Below are 19,580 nucleotides of genomic sequence, written 5' to 3'. Positions count from 1 at the left end.
TCCCTACATTACTTTTTTCACCAACAATTGACTATATAGTTAAAAGTGGGTAAAGTTCTTTATTTTCCTTTACAATACGGTTATTAAGAGCACTTAGAATTTTTTTTGATTCTACAAGAAAATTTTCCGGATCACTAGATATTGTTTTTGCTGTCATAAAATTATTTTTAAAACCCTCAAATGTTTTTGCTAAGCCGCCCATTTCAGTATAAAATGCCTGAGCTGTAGCTTTAACCTTTGGATCTGCGTGATTCATTAAAGTAGGATATAGAAACTGATCTTCTGCTATGGCATGCATTTTGAGCTTTCCAGCTAATTGGCTGAGTAATAATGAAATATGACTCGCATTATCCTTTACTTGCTGTTCCGATTTATGTACTGCGATTTTGTTTATAAGATCAGACTGTTCCTGATGTTGCCTTACTAAGTTTGTTGTATCCACCATGTGAAAAACCTCCTTATATTTACTATAAGTCTATGCCTTCGTAGCAACTAACGATTTAAATGTACCACAAAGTCTAACTATACACTGTGATTCTTATCACAAAGTCAATGAGTAGCTACTAAAAAACGACAAAATAATTAATTTTCCCACTAATTTTTAAGGAGAGTTGTAAATACAATCACAACTCTCCTTAAAATCCTCACGATAGGTGAAAAGAAATGATTATTTCTTGGCTCAACAACTTTTTATTACGGTTTCACAATTAGCTGCCGCCTCAGGTACCTTTTTATTGTCCTTCAACATCATCGCCATTATAACACCTAACGCCGCAAGCCCTGCTGTAATCTGAAAAACATCGCTATAAGCCATAATAGCAGCCTGCTTAGTCACAAGACCTTTCAAGGACGATAGGGCAACTGCATAAGCTTGCTCAGCGGGAATTCCATTATGAACCAACATTCCTTGAATTTGCGTTATCATCTGCTGGGCAGTTTCCGATGAAGTATTCACATGAGTTGATATGATTTGCTTATGAAATAACTGTCTTTGATCGAGCATCGTTCCCATCATGGCAATCCCCACACTGCCGCCAACATTTTTAAATAAGTTATATACACCAGAACCGACTCCAGTTTTATCCTTAGGGAGTGTTGCCATGACAGCATTGGATAAAGGAGACATAGTTAGAGCAAGGCCTGTCCCCATCAAGATAAGCCGCAGAGCAATAAATGAATAGCTCGTATGCTCAGTCATTGTGCGGAAGGAGTACATGGCTATAGAAAGAATGAGCATTCCGATGATAGTCGGAGTTTTCGCATTTACTTTATCGGCTAGCTTACCTCCTAAGGGTGCTAATAAGATCAGTGATCCGACTAGTGGAAACAAGGAAAGTCCCGCTTTAATCGGAGTATAACCAAGAATATTCCGCAAGAAAAAAGGTATCAAAAATAAACCACCATTTAACGTCATAAATGTTAAAAATCCAACAAGATTAGCAACCGTAAATGTAGGATTCCTAAATAGTTCAAGATTGATTAATGGGTATTCAATGTGACTTTCAACATAAATAAATGTTGTCATGCTAAGTATCATCACAGCAAATAAACCTAAAATATATAAAGAGGTCCATCCTTCTTTTGCACCTTGGTTAAGAGCAATAATTAAGCTACTCAGACTGGTCACTAACAGTAATCCACCAAGATAATCAATCTTTTCCCCAGAGCCATTTATCTCTGACTCTTGTAAAACAAAAATTGCAAGAAAGATGCCAATAGCGGCAACGGGAACGATACTGCTAAAGAGCATCCTCCAACTTACATATTCTACAATATAACCACCAATAATAGGACCAAGCACACCGCCGGCAGCGGCAAAAGCTCCCCACATACCGAGAGCTTGGCCTCGCTCACTTGGCGGAAAGGCATCAGAAACCAAGGCCATTGCATTGGGAAAAAACATACCTGCACCGATCCCTTGTATGATCCGAAACAATACCACTGTCGTACTGCTCCAAGCCATTCCCACCATCATGGTCGCTACCGTAAATACGGAGCAACCGAGAATATACATTTTCTTACGTCCAAATTGATCTCCCAACTTGCCCATAATCGGTAATGTCGCTCCATAAGGGATCATATAAGCAAGCAGCACCCATGTTACATTATCCATGGTAAAGCCAAAAGTATTCATAATGTTAGACAAAGCAATATCTAGTGAGCTACTGACATAGCCACTCAATACCGTGCCTAAAGATACAATGAGCAGCACCATATATTTATTGGGTTTATTACTTTCACTATTCATAGCACACCCCTACTTTACATGAATATCAATCACTGCAGACATACCGGGTTTCAAAGTAACATTCCCTGTATCAGTCACTTTGATTTTGACAGATAAACGTTGCGTCACTTTAGTAAAATTACCTGATGTATTATCTGAAGGAAGCAGCGAAAACTGTGAACCAGTAGCCGCTCCCACATCCACGACTTCTCCTTTAAACTCTTTTTTGGGATAGGCATCAATTTTGAAATTTACACTTTGTCCTACTTCAACCTTTCCGATAGCAGATTCTTCAATATTAGCTTCAATCCAAGAATCATTGGGATTTGTAATATTAAAAAGTGGCTGGCCAGCAGAAATGATCTCACCTTGATCTACAAGTTCTTTTGCAATAACGCCAGCAATGGGTGCCACAATCACTGTATTATCTAATTGTAGCTGAGCGTTTTTTAAAGCAGCAGCAGCCTGGGCAACCTGTGCTTCAGCATATTGGATATCTTGTACTGTTGCTCCCTCGGAAACAAGACTATATCCTTGGTATGCGGCCTTATGTTGCGATTCGGCAACCTGTAAAGCCGTAAAGGCAGCATCTTTTTGTTGTGCAGAAATAGCGCCTGTATTAAACAAAGCTTCAATCCGTTCATAATTTTTACGAGCATTTGCCAAATTAGCTGAGGCCTGCTCTGCTGAAGCCTCCGATTGAGCTAATTGCTGCGGACGATTTCCAGATTTCAAAGAATCTAGCTTAGCTTGAGCAGATGCTAAGTTCGCCTGTGCTTGCTCAACTTGAATTTGAAAAACTTTATTATCAATTTTGGCGAGTACTTGACCAACCTGTACAATATCCCCTTCTTTTACAGTGCTCTCCTCAACTTGTCCAGCGACCTTTGCGCTAATTTTAACAATATTATTTTTTACACTTGCATCATCAGTCGAGACGATACCGCTTGATTGCAGCCACCACCATCCGCCGCCAATGGCAAGTATACCAAAGAAAGCACCTGCAGCGATCATCCACTTCTTCTTTTTATTTGGCGCTTGTTGTTCACTCATAGCCTACACTCCTATCATTATTCATCAAATAAAAATTTGCCAATTGCTTGTTGCCTTCGTTCTATTTCCAAAAATTTAGCACGTACTGCTTCCTTAAGAACAAGTAAATAACTACAACCACTTTGAGTGATTGTATAAATTCTTTTATTACGCGTCCTTGGATTCTCCCAGTTTCCCTCAAGATACCCCTCTTCTTCCATTTTCCTCAATAAAGGATATAAGAAATTAGGATTTGCCTGAATTGTTTGCTGGGTATTCCGTTTAATTTCTTCCGCAATCTGATTACCATAAGTCGATTGCTTCTTTATTATTTTTAAAATCAATAAAGCAGTCACAATTCTAATCCACGTCTTTGATTCTTTATTCTGGTTAAAGGACACAATATCACCCTTTCAAACTCTACATAATATATTAACTTTAATAATATTAATTTTAATAACTTTTAGTGTTTCTGTCAAAAAGTATATAATGTAAACTAAAGAGAGAGATGGAGAATATGCCATTTTATACGTAATTATAAAAAAGGTTTGGGGTCGCTATCATAATAGCGACCCCAAACCTTTTTAGAGATAAAGAATATGAATTATCCATTGTTATTTTCAGTATTGATACTTTGCTCAAGCTCCCCCATGACCTGTACCACTTCATTAACACTATCAGCGATCGTCATAATTGCCGTAGAAGTATTATCAGTAGCTGACAATACTTCTTGTGAAGTGACTGCCGAACGCCCAATGACGTCTACGATATGATCGATAATCACAGCCATCTGTTCAGATATCGCCGTTTGCTCAGTCGTCATTTTAACAATGTCATAGGAACTCCCTACACTACTTTGTACATTAGCGTAGATGTGGTCAAGAGAGCGTCCTGAGGCAGTGACTTCTTTCATGCCAATCTCGGCTTCTTGGCGACTCTCATTCGAAGCCTCAATGACAAATCCAGTCTGATCAAGAACTTGCTTTACGAGGGATGTCACCTTTTTAGCACGTTCATTAGATTGTTCGGCTAATTTTCGTACTTCGTCAGCGACTACCGCAAAGCCTCTTCCCGCCTCACCTGCTCGCGCTGCTTCAATCGCCGCATTCAGAGCAAGTAAGTTGGTTTGTTGAGCAATTGCCGTAATCGTATCACTGACTGATCCAATTTCATTTGAATATGTTTTCAAGGTATTCAACAACTGCTCTACATGAGCCGTCTTATTTTGGATATTCTGCATCCGGCCAACAGCTTGGTTCATTGCTAGCAAACCGCTTTCTGTGGCTTCTAGCATTCTATCAGCATCACCAGCGCTGGATAAAGCCTGTGCCTCCGCCGATTTAATGAGAGAAGTCAAAGTTCCCATATTTTCAACAGCTTTCATTAATTGTTCTGCACCATCTTCTGAATCCAGAGCTAGTTTTTGTGTAGAGTCAGTAATTGACATCAAGCTGATTGCTACATTTTCACTTGAATCGACGATCCGTTCGGAAGTGACCATCAGTCTTTGAATCCGCTGCTGGATATCGACGCTACAACTGTTCTTCAATTGATTGGTTTCCTGTAAAGTCATAACACTATCAGTTACCCCCACATGTGAAGCAACAGTCCTTTTGCCAATAAATCTCCATACTAAATAGGTTAAAATGATAAGTATTCCTATACCTACTACTAGATAGCTACCCATTATCATACATTCACCTCTTCACTGATGACCTATTGACTCAAATAGCACTGACAGAATTGCTAATAACTAGAAAAAAATTAACATTGTCGCTGTTTGGTTAATATGACCGATATACGCTTCACCGTAAGTACTAAAACCAATCGTTGGGATATGTGTAAAGATCTTTCCATACTGCTCTGAAGTACCTTGACTGTCTAATTGGAGAGTACGAAGAATACAGTTAAAATTGACTATGGCTTTAATTGAACCTACTTCAGCTTGCTTTTCCTCAATCACAGCCGTGGTGTCAGCAATAATATCTGTCGATTCTAATACAGACATTTCCATACCTTCTTTTACATTACAATAAAAAGTAATCGCCCCATCATTCACTTGTTGCGGACTACGAACATAAGGCTCATCATCAATCATTAAACCAAGGGGATGACTCATAAAACCATTGCCTACGCTATCTACGGAATGTCCAATTGCTTCAGCATAAGCCTCAACTGCTGGTTTATGATCAAATTCGATGACAACACGATTAGCTTCGTCAACCTTTGTAGCGACTAAGGCTTTATTCGTAGGATTAAAACTTTGTGTCTTTATGAAATCAAATTTGCTTATTGGCTTCAAAAGTGCTAATAAGGCTGCATTAGAATAAGCCTGTCCATTGGCAAAAACATAAGTACTAGCGAACTTAAGATCATCACCAGCTGAGCCACCGATAAAGGTCACGTTCGTAAGATTGCCTATGGAATCAATGATTTTTTCTTCAGCTTTAGTTAATCCATCACAAATAACAATCCCAACGTATTTTTCTGGATCAAGCTCTAATGCTGGAGTATGATAATAATCTTCAAAACCTTTAAATACTTCTTGAACATGATCTTCTGTACTGATCTTCTGTACAATCTGGATGTTTATATCACCAATTATATCACTCGTAAAGCCCATGGCTACAATTGAATTTTTGCTCATTTTTCCACTAATCAATTCACCAGAAGTCGTACACCCAAATACAGTAGCCCCTGGAAAAGCTTGCTCCATATTGTGTGCAATTTCCTGTGGATTATAAGATGATGAGGCAAAATAGAGTACAACCTTAGGCTGACATGCTGCTAGCTCAGATTGTATTTCTTGCACAGCCCTTTGGATGACTTGCTCCTGAGTAAAAGTAGTTACTACAGACATATTCTTATCCTCCTCATTAATAAAATCTTCGACTATAAAGCAACCCCTAAATCTTTCCCAATTTGCACAAGTTTGGCTATAATCAATGGATCATCTGGCGAGCTGGCAGTGAATTGTTCTGGATTAATACCTTTAAGTACGAGTTTAGTCTTGGTCAATTTCTCCACTACAGGATTACCATTCGCTCTTTGTGCGATAATTTTATCACACATAACCTTAATTTTACCTGCCATCGATTCTCCCTCCTCTTCGCTTCACATTTACCATCCTTAGACAAATTGTTACAATTTTCAATCTATTGTTCATTTCGTTATTTATTATCAAATACCTTCTATAATCCTTAGTATTTTACAAATCATCTGATATTCACTATAAATTTAATATCGTTAGCAATACAAAAAACTACTAATGCCCCCAAATAGCTAGATTATTCTATCACTATAAAAAGTGATCGATATCACATCAACATCGTTGAATTTCTGTTACTCTAATACTCATTCCTAACCCAAGGTAAAAACAGCAATCCACGATATCAGCTGAAGCTACTCATCCATATTTTTATTGAATCATCAAGGAGATGTTAGAATGAACTTTTTTTTAAATTTCAGCACAAATCTTCGTAAACGGACTTTTTTATTTTCATTGATGTTAACTGGTCTTGTATGGATTCTATTACCAAAATCCATATCCTTCCAAGATACTAAGGGACTTTACCCAGTGATTGGCACTATGCTTTGTATTGTAAGTGGTATTGTTTTGCCAATGGTAATGGCAAAATTCACTATAAGTCAATCTGAAACCCGTAAGGTTGCTAAAGGTGAATTTGTTGAAGTATCGAGAATTATTACTCATATTGAGCATACTTTTAGCCGTTTATTCATGTGCCTTTTTGTGACACTGTACTTATTTATATGCACACAGCTCGAACTAGGAAAAGGTATGGCACTCTTTAAAATATTCCAAGAAATAAATTGGAAAATTTTTTTTATATTTATTTTCTTAGTATCCTATTCCTTATTGATGCTGTATCAGACAGCCCCTATGGTCATTGTATATGCGAGGAAATACATTAACGATCTTACTAAAGAGTACCAAGGAAAAATAGTAAGGAAATTTTGAGCAGAAACTAAAAAATAACTCAAAAGGGCACTTCACTGACATTCAGTGTTAAGTGCCCTTTTGAGTTACTCTTCAGTTAAAATCATCTAAAACCTGATTCTTCAGCCACACAAACTTACTTGTTCAGCAATGGATATAAGGAATGATTCTCTTGATCCATCCTTTTCGTCAATGCAGCAAAAACAGACTTCGTATCAATCATAAATAGATCAGCATTATCAGCAATTTTACTTGCACCTAAATATTTTGTCTTATAATCTCCAAAAGCTTGTCCTAAATCACCCATTTCATTGGAGAATTTTTGAGAAGTCTTTTGAATTTGTGTATCAGAATGCATCGCAAGTTTAGGATAAACAAACTTGTCTTCTACCATCAAATGCATTTTTAATTTCCCAGCTAATTGACTTAGCAGATTGGAAATCGCAGATGCATTATTTTTAATTTCTAATTGACTTTGGTATGCACCAATTTTAGCAGCTAAATCCAACATTTCTTGATGTTGGCGAAGTAGATTATCAGTATCCATGGTATCGCCCTCCGTAAATGAATTATCTACCATCATTATATCCCAAGGTTCTCACAGATACTGTGATGTCTATCACGATTGTTGATAATCTACTGTTAATTATAAATTCACAAGCCATGGAATATAGAATGGAGCAATAAATGAAATAGAAATAGCAGCTAGAGCCATTGCGACTCCCGCCATCGCTCCTTGTCTTTGCCCTTCTTGTAATATAATGGCTGTACCTTGCCCATGGGCAGTCACTCCCATAGCGAGTCCTCGCGCTACCGGGTTATTAATTTTACATAAGGATAGAAAGCCTGCACCAATCATCGAACCAAATGTGCCTGTAAATACTACAAAAGCCACAGCAATAGCAGGATCTCCGCCTGTGATAAGGGCAATTTCAATCGCAATAGGAGCGGTAATGGATTTTGGAGCGATAGACGCAACAATAATGGAATCAAGACCACTAAACTTTGCTAGTAATACAGCGGTCGTTAATGTTGATATCGCACCGCAGATGATACCCACAAGGATAGGGACTAATGATTCGCGAAGAATTTGACGGTTTAGGTAAAGAGGCAAGGCCAATGCTACAGTCGCAGGACCAAGTAAAAATGTCATGATCTCTTTACCCGGCTTATACTGATCAAATGTAATGCCTGAATAATGCAAGATCAAAATAATAACAGTTGTACTCAATAAAACTGGGTTTAATAAAGCATTTTGTGTTTTTAAAAAGATTTTTCGACTGATGAAGTAGACTCCTATGGTCAGAATCATCGTGAAACCAATCATTGTATTTTCAAACAACATTCTTCACTCCTCTTTCCCATCGTGAGATTTGATAAGGAGCTGAACGGTTTTACCTGTCATGATTAATGCGACTAAGGCACTAATAACTAAAGGCAAAAACAATAGATGTCCTTTTTGAGTCAATAAATCTCCCCATTCCATGAGTCCTACGGCAATGGGAATAAAGAAAAAGGCTAGGTGTTTAAGTAATGGATTAGCTGCCGTTGCTATCCATTTCTCTTTAATAATTCCTGCAGATAGCAACCCAAATAAACTAAGCATACCTAAAACGCTGCCTGGTATTGGCAAATGAAATGTTTCAACGACCAATGTACTAAGGTAATAAACAATCCATAATAATAAAAGTTGTCCAATCATTTTAAAGAGATCTTTCAAAAAAATGTCACCTCATTTTGATAATATGAAATAGGGTCATTCTTTGTATTATAACTCGCTGATATGTTTCCATGTTTTTTTTCGTTCAACAACTTCGCAAGGTTGTCTTAATTCATGAAGAACGTCTTCAACATATACTTCTTGGCGCATTCCCATCAGCACCGCGGTAATGCCTGCTGTCGAACGTAACGCCCGTAAAGCTAACTGGCTCAGGGCTGGTATATTGATCCACCCTGGATCCAGCATGGCGACTTTAGATTTGAATTCATTAGCCTGGCGGTTAGCCTCTCCCTGGTAGACATTCTCCGAAAGACGAATGAGGCGTTCTTCACGAATGGCGTTTAAAGGTCGATTCGTCAAGATTCCTAAACCTTTATCCACAGCAAATTCTACTAGACTTTTTCCTCCTGGTTGGTTTTTTTCTGTCACCCCTGCTGTTTCAAGCAAGTTAAGAGGAAACTGGATGACTCGAAAATGATGCTGAGGGGAAATTGATTGGGCAATATCCCAAATATCCGCTAAAGACGTAAAGTCAAAATGAGATGCTGGGCGAGGAAATGTATTCGAACTCAATCCATAATATTGGATTCGCCCCGCGGCTACTTCTTCTTCTAGGTGAAGAAAAGCAATACGAATACGACGTAAATACTCAGCTCTGGCATCAATCTTTGGCACCTGTGCTTGCTTGGCCCAATTCAAATAGTATTCTGGATTATGTAGCAGATAACAATCTACGGTTTCAATCCCTAGACGATCTAAGCTTCTAGTCAGTTGTTCTGCTAAAAATTCAGGATGAATACAATGCTCTAGTCCTTTATCATATAGCACAAGATCCTTAAATGGTTGTCCTTCACTTTTACGTTCTTGGCTCAAACTATAATTTTCTCCTTGCAGATATCCGACCTTCGATACGATAACAAATTCTTCACGCTTTATTTTATTGGCTGTTATTAAATCGCAAAGAACTTTGCCAACCAACCGTTCTGATCCTCCATCTGCATAATTTGCACTTGTATCAATTAAATTGATGCCAGATAATAAGGCTTTAGTCAATGCTTGTTGATGTTCTTTAACCCTTACATCAACTCGGTAACAGCCAAAACCAGCACCACTAATGCGAATCCCTGTAGGCACTAATGGCTGGTAAACAAGTAGAGGATATTTTTGTGCGTAATTGAGTGTCCCTTCCAGGGTTGCAGATCCTTTTATCATATGAACCTCCCACTTAAAAATAGCTTATGTATTTTCTTTATGTACGCGCAATTGGATTATAAATTCTTAAAAAGCACGATTTGCTCCTTCTTCAACAAATCATGCTTTACATTTTAGCCTTTATGGAAATTTAATTCTGACTTTACTTCATTCTCTGAATGGCGAAAAATAATTTCACTCACTTTTAAATGATAAATTGCAATACTTTTATCCTCTGGTCCTTGGAAAAATCCTTGCAATTGAGGTATACTCACAAACATTTTAGTCTTTATATCATCAAGTATATTTTTACTAAAATGATCCTCTGACTCTAATTGTCCTGCAATACGAAGCACTTCATTTTCATCTCCAAGGGTACACAATTCAACCTTACTATTATCTTCAATTTCTCTAATTTTTTTGGTATCAACATGACTAATCAACCAAATATTATTTTCGTCATCAATATAAGGCTTCATGGGTCGTACATGAGGTATTGTTCCTTCGACTGTCCCCATGAACATAAATCGATTTTTCATGATGTTGAATATTTCGCGCTGATCCATTCTAGCATCACTCCATTTTGTTTATATCGTTTCCTATTCGACCTAATATTACAAATTCCATAGATAGATAGTAAAATCCTGCCAAGCTTTAGAAAGAATCTTTACAGTATTTTGATCTATCAGGCAATAAGATATGATGAAATAACAATTCTAGATTGTGACTCACTGGTTCTACAGAGTTTTCAATTTTCATTCGTAATAAGCTTCCCTGCCAACAGTCCCAAATCAAATCAGCTAACCCCTGTGCTGGTAAATCCTTTCTGACTTTCCCTGCCTGTTGCCCAATGAGTAAACGTTCCGCTAAAATTCCTTTGTATTGACCGACAGATTGTTGTAATGCCATACGGCATTCCTCACTAGCTTCGCTGATTTCGGCAGCCAAATTACCTAATAGACAGCCCTTCTTGATCTCAGAACATCGGTATTTTTCCGTTAGTGCCAAAAATGCCGTACTCAAAGCTTTATAGGAATCTTCTTTTTCCGTTGCCTCATTTAGAACGCTCGTCCATCTTTCAATATGAACATCTGTATAATAACGAATAACGGCTACGCCAAACTCCTCTTTACTTGAAAAATAATTATAGAAAGATCCTTTTGGAATAGTAGCTAATGTAGCGATTTCTTGGATTCCTGTAGCATTAAAGCCTTTTTGTTCAAAGAGTGACAAACCAACTTCCAATAAAGTTTGCTTTGTTTTTTCTAAATCTACACTTTTCTTTCTAGCCATATATTACCACCTCGTATCTGAGTCTCTTCTTTTCTTCCTGGCATTCTATTGTACAAACATAAGAAAAGACTTGGCTTGTACCAAGTCTGCAGACGCAGGCAGAAGCCTTAGTCGTTCTTACTTGGCACCCTAGAAAGTGTTCTACTTTCTGATTACGTGAGAAGAGACAGACATTGTCTGTCTCTTCGTTTACCCTCTACCAATTGGTGTAATGATGATTAAGACAATGTCTTTTCTGCACCAAGTTCAAAAGGAATGAGTTCATCTGTTCTATTTTCATATGTTTTTGTTGCCCAAGCTGGATCAGCAAGAAGTGCTCTTCCCACTGCCACTAGATCAAATTCTTCCTTCTGCAATCTTTCCATGAGCGGTGCAAGACTTGTCGTTTTAGCGCCTTTCCCTTCAGTAAAAAAGTCAATAAAATTATTATCAAGGCCAACGGATCCAACAGTGATCGTTGGTTTTCCAGTTATTTTTTTAGTCCATCCTGCTAAGTTTAAGGGTGAACCTTCAAATTCTGGCTCCCAATAACGACGGGTTGAGCAATGAAAAATATCGACGCCGGCTTTAACTAAGGGTGCTAAAAATGCAGAAAGTTCTTCCGGCGTTTCTGCCAGTTTTGCACTATAATTCCCTAATTTCCATTGAGAGTATCGAAATACAATAGGAAAATCTGGACCTACAGCTTGCCGGCAAGCTTTCACAATTTCAACAGCAAACTGTGAACGTGCAAGGAGATCTCCACCATAATGATCCTGACGCTGATTTGTTTTTTGCCAAAAGAACTGATCGATTAAATATCCATGGGCACCATGAATCTCAAGCCCATCAAACCCTAGACGTTTAGCGTCACTTGCAGCTTGTCCAAATGCTTTGACGATCTGATCAATCTCTGCTAATGTCATTCCCACCGTTACTTTTTCCCCAGAAGCTACATCAATCCCTGATGGACCAATTGGCAAGGCTTCTGGATTGGGATTTTCACCATTAATTTGGCGAGCCATGCCCACATGCCACAACTGAGGAATAATCTTTCCTCCTGCTTTATGAACAGCTTCCACAACATGTGACCAACCACTAAGTGATGCTTCACCATGGAAATTAGGTCGTCCTAGACCTTCTGCTGCCGCAGGATGATTAATTAATGTACCTTCGGTTATAATAAGACCTACTGCATTTTCTGCACGTCGTCTATAATATCCTACCACCTCTTCGCCCGGTATGCCATTCGGAGAAAATCCTCGTGTCATCGGAGCCATGACAATTCGATTGGATAATGTTAAATTCCCAATGGATACTGGTTGATATAAAGTATCGAGATGATTATTTTTCTTCTCTACATCGTGTCCCATATCAATTTCTCCTTTTTTTATAAGCTAAGTGTCAATACTTGGCGAACGATTTGAGGCGTTACTGTACCTTTTTCACCCAGTTTGACCATTCCATGTGCTTCTAAGCTAGTAATAATTTTTTCAATGACTTCCTCGCCTAAGCCATAATCAGAAAACCGAGTTTTAACCCCCATGGCTTCAAAGAATTCACGAGTCTTTTCAATTGCTAGGGCACTTTTTTCCCTTGCTGGCAGATCACTAGCTAAATTCCAAATCCGTTCACCATATTGAAGAAGCTTGACATTTTTTTCTTCCTTCATCACTTCTAACATAGAAGGTAGTACTATGGCCAATGTCTGAGCGTGATCTAAACCGTACAAAGCGGTAATTTCATGTCCCACCATATGAGTAGACCAATCTTGAGGTACACCGCTGCCAATTAGACCATTTAAAGCAAGAGTCGCCGTCCACATTAGATTAGCCCGTACATCATAGTCTTCTGGAGTTTCCAAAGCTTTCGGACCTTCTTCCACTAGAGTCAGTAATAGTCCTTCGGAGAATCGATCCTGTACTTTTGCTTGAACTGGATAAGTTAAATATTGCTCCATCACATGAACAAAAGCATCAACAACGCCATTGCCAATCTGCTTTTCCGGCAACGTATATGTATAAACCGGGTCAAGTATAGAAAATTTAGGGAAGCCAACTGGGCTAAAGAAAGGTAATTTTGCCTGCAGAGATTTCCGAGTGATCACGGCACCATTATTCATTTCCGATCCCGTAGCAGGTAACGTTAATACTGCAGCAAAAGGCAATGCCTGATCAATAGGCAATCCTTCCACAATCATTTTCCAAGGATCATCTTGGGTAAAAGGTACAGCTGCCGCAATAAATTTGGTCCCATCAATAACAGAACCACCTCCGACTGCCAATAAAAAATCATAATTTTCTTTTCGAATTAATTCGACAGCCTGCATTAACGTCTCATAAGCAGGATTAGGCTCAATACCGCCAAATTCACCTAATTGATAATCTTTCAATACAGTTTTAATCTCTTCTAACAATCCAGATTTTTTAATACTGCCGCCACCATAAAGTATTAAAACTTTACGGTCAATAGGAATCTCTTTTGCTAGGCTTTGAATCTCCCCTTTACCAAAAATAATTTTTGTCGGGTTTACAAATTGAAATTTTTTCACAATAACAACTCCTTGCATTAATTTTTATGATTAGTTTAGTCACACAATGTTAGCGTCTTATATAAGTAGGACTGTGTCTCCATCCTGCATTAAATCGTATAATAAAAACCAAGTATTTCCTTATAATTTGTTTTTATTATACGACTGGTCATATTAATTGTCAAATATTTTTTTAAGATTTGCTTTCTAATAAGTTAGGTTTGAATTATCGCAATCAATCGATCATTCAAACCTAACTTTACTTTGACAGATCTGCTGTAAACTTTCCTCAGAGCCATCTCGATATATAATTTCACATTTTCTTTTTAAAAATAATACTGAAAAATCAACATGTAAACTGGAATCGTAATAATGGCTGCAATGGTTGTTACTGTCGTCATCACAGCTGCGTACTCAGCATCAGCTTGATAAGACTTGGCAACTACAGCCGTTAATGTCATAACAGGCAATGTCGACTGAATGATAAACACTTTTTTCATCAAAATCGGCAAGGGCATTGCATATGTGATTGCCATAACAATGAGAGGAGCAATTACGAATCGCCCCAAAAGAATCATCCCCATATCCTTACTGAATTTAATATTTTTTAATTTTACAGCATAGATCGCAATACCAATAAACAACATGGATAAGGGGGTGGTCAGATTCCCAAAGTATTTACAAGTATCAATAATAAAGTGTGGTAAACGTATACCGAGTAAAATAAATATAATAGCTGCAATAAATCCTAATAAAGGCGGCGAAAAAATATTTTTCAACACCTCAGAAAACTTCACTTTACCTTGACCCGATGCGCCATCCGCTCGAATACCATTCGCCCCGATTGTCCAAAATAATGATGTGTTGGCAATGTAATATAACAATACATAAGGCATACTTTTTTCACCAAATAAGGCTAAATTGACTGGTAAACCAATAAAAATAGTATTGGAAAGAGAAAACATGGAAGAGAAAGTCCCTTGCCGATTTTTTTGGATGTGCAATAATTTTGCAATGACATTGCCTACTACATAACTCGTGATGATTGATGTAAAAGGCACGATTAACCCTGGTGCCAAATCCAATAATAAGTCATGACTAAAAGTACTCATCAAATTCCATATCATATATGATGGAAGAGCAATATTAGTGATGATACGTGAGAATGTTTTAGAAACCTTCTCATCAAACCAACCTTTCCCTGTCAGAATATAGCCTACTAAAATAATAAAAACAATACTTAGAATACTTTCAATGGTACTAAAAATGATCATACGACGACTCCTAACTCTATCTTATACTCTTAAATGCATTCGACATGTGACAGCAATATCCTACCTTTCCCTAGAAAACTTATTATTTCACTTTATAACAATAAAAACTAAACTAAAACTAAAGAAAAGAATGAGATGATAAGAATGAGGAAGTATTATTTATACGAGGAGGAAAAGTATTATGCTAGTATTAGGAAGAAAACCTGGCGAATACGTTATGATCGGGAAAGATATTATGGTTAAGGTCGTCAAAAGCGATGAGGGAGACTTAAGACTGGCAATCGATGCACCGAAATGTATAAATATTATTCGTGGGGAAATATACGAAGATCACTTCAAGTATATTGAAGAAAAAGAACTCATGAACAATTTAGTTTACGCCAAATCCTAGGAAATCGGCCTGTTTAACATAGAAAATGCCTGTAAGAATTTTCGTCAGAATTCTTACAGGCATTTTTACGATCATCAATTTCAAATAACATATTTTAATTTCAAAAAATTTTAGTTTGCAGCGATGGAAATATTACTTTTTTGCAAATAATAGCCAACACCTCGTACAGTTTTTAAATTGGATATATTAATTTTTTTACGCAAGTAATGAATATATATGTTGATTGTACTTTCTTCTGCATCGGAATTGTAACCCCATACCTTTTCGATGATCCGTTGTTTGGTAACAACTTGTCCTTGATTGCGTATCAATAGTTCTAAAAGTTGTGATTCTTTCAACGTTAATTGAATGACCATATCTTTTTTAGTCACTTGACCGCGCTGGGGATCGAAAATAATATCATCAATCATTAAGACATTATTTACGATATCATTGTTTTTCCGACGAGCTAGAGCGTGCAATCTTGCTACTAATTCCACCGTGAAAAATGGTTTAACTAGATAATCATCAGCACCAGTATTCAAACCTCCCGCTCGATCTTCAGGAGTATCCCTGGCGGTTAGAAAAAGGACGGGAGTACGATGTCCTAATTTGCGAAATTCTTTCAAAAGGGAAAGACCATCTAAACAGGGCAACATTCGATCCAGAATAATAATATCATAGATCCCAGTACAGGCCATCTCAATACCTGTTTCACCATCCATAGCAACATCTACCACGAAACCATTCTTCTTTAACAAATGTGATAGTGCTTCAACCAATTTTCTCTCATCATCTACCAATAGTAGTTTCATAAAAGGCACCCTTCGATACCACAGCCTTGTGAAAAATTATCCATCCTTGGACAGTTCTGTATTTTTATTCTGACATAATTTTATTTATATTTTATTTAGTTTTAATAATAAATTATTAATAATTAACTGAATTTTAATTTTTATAAAATATAACATAGTTAAATTTTAAATCCTATTTTCATTCTTGAATGTTGTCAGAATTCTGTTCCACCCATTATTGTAAATCATTAACATTTGAATTGTCTTTTTTTTAATATCTAAAAAAATTGACAAAAATAAAGTTTTTTTGTCAATTACTAAATAAACTTTTAATATTTCTCTTCGAAAGGAATATTAGACAAGGTTAAAAAGAACATCTTCGGATAAAAGTAATACACTCTTTTAGGTCACTTACTTTTATTTTGAGAGACCTCTTTTCGACAATGTCTAAAATAAAATGGTGCACGGAAGCTAAATTTTTTCTAAAATCAAGGAGGAATAATTATGTCAATGGTAATTGGTACAAACATGTCCGCGTTAAACACTACGAATCAATTAAACAGAAGTACTTCACTCATGAATTCATCCCTGCAAAAACTATCATCTGGGTATTCCATCAATAGTGCAGCGGACAATTCAGCTGGACTTGCCATCTCTGAAAAAATGCGCAGTCAAATTCAAGGTCTTGATCAGGCGAGCAGCAACTCACAGGATGCTACATCCCTAACTCAGACAGCAGATGGTGCTCTTGATGAAACCACCACAATCTTAAAACGTATGAGAGAACTTGCTGTAGAAGCTTCTTCTGAAACCTTGACTGACGATGACAGAACATCCATTCAAGATGAAACAGACCAACTTCGCCAGGAAGTCGACCGTATTTCGAATGACACTGAATATAATACAAAAAAATTACTTAATGGTAATAGTGGTTCTTCCACTGCTGTATCAGGTACAAATTCATCGGCCATTGATACCTTAGCGACTGTGGCTGGAAATAATACAGCATCGGGTACCTATACCGTAAATTACACTAAAGTTGCGACCCAAGCAACCACAGGTCTTACAACTTCAGCTACTTCTGGTATTACCTCATCAACGGCTTCTGCTAGTGCTTATGCAGGAGATGTCTCCATTAATGGCACAACAATCAGCATTTCCTCTGGTGACACGATCAGTGGTGTTCTCGACAAAATTAATGCCCAGTCAGGTACGACTGGCGTAACTGCTACCTTGGATACAAGTGACTCTTCCAATAATTACATCAAATTGACTAGTGATACCTATGGTAGTGATTCTAGTATTACGTTATCTGCTGCTAACACTACACTAAAAGGCTTATTTAATGCAGTCAGCAGTACAAGTACTGAAACAAGTGTTACAACTGCCGGTACAGATGCAGCAGGTACCATTAATGGCGCAGCCGCTACAGCGAAAGGTAATGCTTTAACAGCTTTCGATCTGACTGTTACTGGTAATGATACGGCTCTCGCTACATTGGGTACCACTTCTGTTACTTCTGTCGCAAATGCTCAGAAAGCCCTCGATACTGCCCTGGCAAATAGCTCTGATTCAAAAGTAGTCACTGCTAATAAAAATGCGACTACCGCTGCTGCTGCTGCTGCTGGTGCGAAGAGTACATTAACTACAGCAACTACAGCATTAACGACTGCAATTACTGCCGCTGATGCAACTGCTGGTAATACAACGTTAAAAACTGCTTACGACACTTATACGGCCACTCCAAGTGCTGCTAACTTAACGGCTTTAGGTACTGCGATTACTACGAATGGTGATGCGACTGCCGCGACTGCTTTTACAGCGTTTAGTTCTGCCATCACTGCGAATACAGATGCGACTGCAGCCGTTACTACGACTACGACCGCTTTAACGAGTGCTATTAATGTTACTACAGATTCGAACGTCACTGCCGCACAAAAAACACTGGATAATGCTAAGTCTACAAGTGTTTCTGCTGCTAATAAGTTGACAGATGCGATCACTGCTACTTCCGATAGTAATGTCACTGCAGCTAAGGCAACATTAACGGCTGCGATTACTAATGCAACTACTAATAGTACTGATAGCGGTATCGTCAATGCTCAAACAGCATTAACAACTGCTACGACTGCTAGTGATGCTGCTGCAACTGCTTTAACGACTGCGATTGGTACTGCTACCGATACAAAGGTAACAGCTGCTAATACCGCTTTAACTACTGCTATTACAAATACGACTGATAGCACTGTCAAAGCCGCCGCCGCTGCTTTACTTGCTACGACTGGCACTCAAGCTCAGTTAAATTTTGCCATTGCTAATACAACTGATACTTCTCTCAAAAGTGCTAATGATGCTTTATACACTGCAATTGCAGCAGATAGTACAGATACTGGTTTAGCTGGCCTCGCTAATGCTGCCACTTCTACTCTCACTACAACAACTGCAGCTCAAGATACCTATAACCAGGCTATCGCTAATACTTCTGATACTAATGTCTCTAAAGCATCTGCTGCATTAACTAAAGCAATTGCAAATACTTCTGATTCTGCCTTAGCTAAAGTAGCTACAGCGTCCGCAGCTGCTACCAATGCATATGTTGCTACGGCTACTGTTAGTGTAGATGCTTCCAATGCCCTGACCTTCCAGGTTGGTGCTAACTCAAATCAGACAATGAATCTTTCCATCAGCGATATGGATGCCAATAGTTTAGGAGTTGCAGGTGCTACTTCCACAACAGGTATTGATTTAAGTTCTTCAACTAGTGCGACTAAAGCGATTGCTACAATTGATGCCGCCATTAAAAAGGTTTCTGCCGAACGTTCTAATCTAGGTGCCGTCCAGAACAGTCTAGAAAGCAATATCAACAACCTTGATACTGAAAGTGAAAACTTGACGTCTGCTGAATCCAATATTCGTGATACGGATATGGCGACAGAAATGGCAAACTACACAAAACTCAGTGTTATTAACCAAGCCGCTACTGCGATGTTGGCCAAAGCCAATCAGCAGCCGCAGAAAGTATTATCACTCTTACAACAATAATACTAACTAATTAAAGAAAGACTATGGAAACTCACAAGCGAGTTTTCATAGTCCTTCTTTTAATGAAGCTAAATGTCTTTCATTCTATTAAAAATTTAAATAAAATAATGGTTACTCCCTACGGCCGCGAAGGAGTAACCATTTTTCTTAAATTGTGAGAAATGTACTAT

The 19,580-nt window shown here is 37.9% G+C and carries 20 protein-coding genes; 3 read left to right on the top strand and 17 right to left on the bottom strand.

The window, feature by feature from the left end; translation table 11 throughout:
- Positions 1 to 31: 31 nt before the first annotated feature.
- The 7 genes from ACAN52_RS05600 to ACAN52_RS05570 form a co-directional block, all read right to left on the bottom strand.
- Complete coding sequence (locus ACAN52_RS05600) at positions 32 to 445, bottom strand: hemerythrin domain-containing protein (RefSeq protein WP_378953376.1); 414 nt, start codon at positions 443 to 445, stop codon at positions 32 to 34.
- A 234-nt stretch (positions 446 to 679) separates the two neighbouring features.
- Entirely contained in the window at positions 680 to 2,248 is a 1,569-nt protein-coding gene (locus tag ACAN52_RS05595; protein WP_378953374.1) for a DHA2 family efflux MFS transporter permease subunit, read from the bottom strand.
- A gap of 9 nt (positions 2,249 to 2,257) precedes the next feature.
- Positions 2,258 to 3,280: an HlyD family secretion protein gene (locus ACAN52_RS05590; RefSeq protein WP_378953372.1), complete on the bottom strand. Its 1,023-nt coding sequence runs from the start codon at positions 3,278 to 3,280 to the stop codon at positions 2,258 to 2,260.
- Positions 3,281 to 3,297: 17 nt separating this feature from the next.
- Entirely contained in the window at positions 3,298 to 3,660 is a 363-nt protein-coding gene (locus tag ACAN52_RS05585) for a PadR family transcriptional regulator (protein ID WP_378953370.1), read from the bottom strand.
- 203 nt (positions 3,661 to 3,863) lie between these two features.
- Complete coding sequence (locus ACAN52_RS05580) at positions 3,864 to 4,952, bottom strand: methyl-accepting chemotaxis protein (RefSeq protein ID WP_378953368.1); 1,089 nt, start codon at positions 4,950 to 4,952, stop codon at positions 3,864 to 3,866.
- A 60-nt stretch (positions 4,953 to 5,012) separates the two neighbouring features.
- A complete protein-coding gene (locus ACAN52_RS05575) occupies positions 5,013 to 6,119 on the bottom strand; it encodes an FIST signal transduction protein (RefSeq protein WP_378953367.1) in 1,107 nt (368 codons plus the stop codon).
- 32 nt (positions 6,120 to 6,151) lie between these two features.
- Positions 6,152 to 6,352, bottom strand: a complete 201-nt coding sequence (locus ACAN52_RS05570; protein ID WP_378953365.1) for a hypothetical protein — start codon at positions 6,350 to 6,352, stop codon at positions 6,152 to 6,154.
- Positions 6,353 to 6,704: 352 nt separating this feature from the next.
- On the opposite strand from ACAN52_RS05570, the gene ACAN52_RS05565 reads away from it, so the two are divergent.
- Positions 6,705 to 7,238 (top strand): hypothetical protein, encoded by a 534-nt coding sequence (locus tag ACAN52_RS05565; RefSeq protein ID WP_378953363.1) that lies wholly within the window; start codon positions 6,705 to 6,707, stop codon positions 7,236 to 7,238.
- A 115-nt stretch (positions 7,239 to 7,353) separates the two neighbouring features.
- On the opposite strand, the gene ACAN52_RS05560 is transcribed toward ACAN52_RS05565, so the two are convergent.
- The 9 genes from ACAN52_RS05560 to ACAN52_RS05520 form a co-directional block, all read right to left on the bottom strand.
- Positions 7,354 to 7,764, bottom strand: a complete 411-nt coding sequence (locus ACAN52_RS05560) for a hemerythrin domain-containing protein (protein ID WP_378953361.1) — start codon at positions 7,762 to 7,764, stop codon at positions 7,354 to 7,356.
- Positions 7,765 to 7,863: 99 nt separating this feature from the next.
- Complete coding sequence (locus ACAN52_RS05555; RefSeq protein WP_378953359.1) at positions 7,864 to 8,562, bottom strand: LrgB family protein; 699 nt, start codon at positions 8,560 to 8,562, stop codon at positions 7,864 to 7,866.
- A 3-nt stretch (positions 8,563 to 8,565) separates the two neighbouring features.
- Positions 8,566 to 8,937: a CidA/LrgA family protein gene (locus tag ACAN52_RS05550; RefSeq protein WP_378953357.1), complete on the bottom strand. Its 372-nt coding sequence runs from the start codon at positions 8,935 to 8,937 to the stop codon at positions 8,566 to 8,568.
- 48 nt (positions 8,938 to 8,985) lie between these two features.
- Positions 8,986 to 10,149, bottom strand: coding sequence for an aldo/keto reductase (locus ACAN52_RS05545; RefSeq protein WP_378953356.1), 1,164 nt, complete (start codon positions 10,147 to 10,149; stop codon positions 8,986 to 8,988).
- Between the two features lie 113 nt (positions 10,150 to 10,262).
- Positions 10,263 to 10,694, bottom strand: a complete 432-nt coding sequence (locus ACAN52_RS05540) for a pyridoxamine 5'-phosphate oxidase family protein (protein WP_378953354.1) — start codon at positions 10,692 to 10,694, stop codon at positions 10,263 to 10,265.
- Between the two features lie 88 nt (positions 10,695 to 10,782).
- The gene (locus ACAN52_RS05535; RefSeq protein WP_378953352.1) at positions 10,783 to 11,421 is read right to left on the bottom strand and encodes a TetR family transcriptional regulator C-terminal domain-containing protein; all 639 of its coding nucleotides are present in this window, start codon (positions 11,419 to 11,421) and stop codon (positions 10,783 to 10,785) included.
- Between the two features lie 218 nt (positions 11,422 to 11,639).
- Complete coding sequence (locus ACAN52_RS05530) at positions 11,640 to 12,773, bottom strand: NADH:flavin oxidoreductase (RefSeq protein WP_378953351.1); 1,134 nt, start codon at positions 12,771 to 12,773, stop codon at positions 11,640 to 11,642.
- 17 nt (positions 12,774 to 12,790) lie between these two features.
- Positions 12,791 to 13,951, bottom strand: coding sequence for an iron-containing alcohol dehydrogenase (locus ACAN52_RS05525; protein ID WP_378953350.1), 1,161 nt, complete (start codon positions 13,949 to 13,951; stop codon positions 12,791 to 12,793).
- A gap of 305 nt (positions 13,952 to 14,256) precedes the next feature.
- On the bottom strand, positions 14,257 to 15,204 hold the full coding sequence (locus ACAN52_RS05520; RefSeq protein ID WP_378953348.1) for an AEC family transporter: 948 nt from the start codon (positions 15,202 to 15,204) through the stop codon (positions 14,257 to 14,259).
- 181 nt (positions 15,205 to 15,385) lie between these two features.
- Between ACAN52_RS05520 and ACAN52_RS05515 the strand changes: the two genes are divergently transcribed.
- Positions 15,386 to 15,595, top strand: coding sequence for a carbon storage regulator (locus ACAN52_RS05515; RefSeq protein WP_378953346.1), 210 nt, complete (start codon positions 15,386 to 15,388; stop codon positions 15,593 to 15,595).
- A gap of 110 nt (positions 15,596 to 15,705) precedes the next feature.
- Here the strand turns inward: ACAN52_RS05515 and ACAN52_RS05510 are convergent, their stop codons facing one another.
- Positions 15,706 to 16,389 (bottom strand): response regulator transcription factor, encoded by a 684-nt coding sequence (locus ACAN52_RS05510; protein ID WP_378953344.1) that lies wholly within the window; start codon positions 16,387 to 16,389, stop codon positions 15,706 to 15,708.
- A 483-nt stretch (positions 16,390 to 16,872) separates the two neighbouring features.
- Between ACAN52_RS05510 and ACAN52_RS05505 the strand changes: the two genes are divergently transcribed.
- On the top strand, positions 16,873 to 19,410 hold the full coding sequence (locus ACAN52_RS05505; protein WP_378953342.1) for a flagellin: 2,538 nt from the start codon (positions 16,873 to 16,875) through the stop codon (positions 19,408 to 19,410).
- Positions 19,411 to 19,580: the final 170 nt, after the last annotated feature.

Origin of the sequence: Pelosinus sp. sgz500959, assembly GCF_042610375.1 — a bacterium.
In the GTDB taxonomy this organism is placed as follows: domain Bacteria; phylum Bacillota; class Negativicutes; order DSM-13327; family DSM-13327; genus CTSoil-075.
The sequence above is the reverse complement of the archived record's forward strand: the minus strand, read 5'-3'. Positions and strand labels throughout refer to the sequence as shown.

What these genes read in the sequence shown, in the direction of transcription:
- ACAN52_RS05600 (WP_378953376.1), bottom strand. Translation starts at nt 445, where the DNA reads ATGGTGGATACAACAAACTTAGTAAGGCAACATCAGGAACAGTCTGAT.
- ACAN52_RS05595 (WP_378953374.1), bottom strand. Translation starts at nt 2,248, where the DNA reads ATGAATAGTGAAAGTAATAAACCCAATAAATATATGGTGCTGCTCATT.
- ACAN52_RS05590 (WP_378953372.1), bottom strand. Translation starts at nt 3,280, where the DNA reads ATGAGTGAACAACAAGCGCCAAATAAAAAGAAGAAGTGGATGATCGCT.
- ACAN52_RS05580 (WP_378953368.1), bottom strand. Translation starts at nt 4,952, where the DNA reads ATGATAATGGGTAGCTATCTAGTAGTAGGTATAGGAATACTTATCATT.
- ACAN52_RS05575 (WP_378953367.1), bottom strand. Translation starts at nt 6,119, where the DNA reads ATGTCTGTAGTAACTACTTTTACTCAGGAGCAAGTCATCCAAAGGGCT.
- ACAN52_RS05570 (WP_378953365.1), bottom strand. Translation starts at nt 6,352, where the DNA reads ATGGCAGGTAAAATTAAGGTTATGTGTGATAAAATTATCGCACAAAGA.
- ACAN52_RS05565 (WP_378953363.1), top strand. Translation starts at nt 6,705, where the DNA reads ATGAACTTTTTTTTAAATTTCAGCACAAATCTTCGTAAACGGACTTTT.
- ACAN52_RS05560 (WP_378953361.1), bottom strand. Translation starts at nt 7,764, where the DNA reads ATGGATACTGATAATCTACTTCGCCAACATCAAGAAATGTTGGATTTA.
- ACAN52_RS05555 (WP_378953359.1), bottom strand. Translation starts at nt 8,562, where the DNA reads ATGTTGTTTGAAAATACAATGATTGGTTTCACGATGATTCTGACCATA.
- ACAN52_RS05545 (WP_378953356.1), bottom strand. Translation starts at nt 10,149, where the DNA reads ATGATAAAAGGATCTGCAACCCTGGAAGGGACACTCAATTACGCACAA.
- ACAN52_RS05540 (WP_378953354.1), bottom strand. Translation starts at nt 10,694, where the DNA reads ATGGATCAGCGCGAAATATTCAACATCATGAAAAATCGATTTATGTTC.
- ACAN52_RS05535 (WP_378953352.1), bottom strand. Translation starts at nt 11,421, where the DNA reads ATGGCTAGAAAGAAAAGTGTAGATTTAGAAAAAACAAAGCAAACTTTA.
- ACAN52_RS05530 (WP_378953351.1), bottom strand. Translation starts at nt 12,773, where the DNA reads ATGGGACACGATGTAGAGAAGAAAAATAATCATCTCGATACTTTATAT.
- ACAN52_RS05520 (WP_378953348.1), bottom strand. Translation starts at nt 15,204, where the DNA reads ATGATCATTTTTAGTACCATTGAAAGTATTCTAAGTATTGTTTTTATT.
- ACAN52_RS05515 (WP_378953346.1), top strand. Translation starts at nt 15,386, where the DNA reads ATGCTAGTATTAGGAAGAAAACCTGGCGAATACGTTATGATCGGGAAA.
- ACAN52_RS05510 (WP_378953344.1), bottom strand. Translation starts at nt 16,389, where the DNA reads ATGAAACTACTATTGGTAGATGATGAGAGAAAATTGGTTGAAGCACTA.
- ACAN52_RS05505 (WP_378953342.1), top strand. Translation starts at nt 16,873, where the DNA reads ATGTCAATGGTAATTGGTACAAACATGTCCGCGTTAAACACTACGAAT.